At 68.1% G+C, this 270-nt stretch carries 1 protein-coding gene; it reads left to right on the top strand.

Features of this window, described 5'->3' with window-relative positions:
- Positions 1-7: 7 nt before the first annotated feature.
- Positions 8-270, top strand: a 263-nt coding sequence (locus IG62_RS49980) for an Ig-like domain-containing protein (RefSeq protein ID WP_324604673.1), incomplete at its 3' end; no start/stop codon positions are given.

The raw sequence follows: 270 nt of genomic DNA, 5'->3' as shown, positions 1-270 counted from the left end.
GCAGACGGTGACGCAGGCGTCGACGACCACGTCGGTCACGACGTCTCCGGACCCGTCGGTGTTCGGTGAGTCGGTGACCTTGACGGCCACGGTTGCGCCGGTGTCGCCGGGTGCGGGTACGCCGACCGGTACGGTCACGTTCGTCGTTTCCGGTGGTCCGACGCTGACCGGGACGCTCGTGGGCGGTACGGCGAGTGTCAGCACGAGTGCCATTCCGGTCGGGACCAGCAATGTCACGGCGACGTACAGCGGTGACGGGAACTTCACCGG

It is taken from the genome of Streptomyces sp. NRRL S-337 (assembly GCF_000720175.1).
In the GTDB taxonomy this organism is placed as follows: domain Bacteria; phylum Actinomycetota; class Actinomycetes; order Streptomycetales; family Streptomycetaceae; genus Streptomyces; species Streptomyces siderophoricus.
This window is presented reverse-complemented; position numbering and strand designations above follow the sequence as displayed.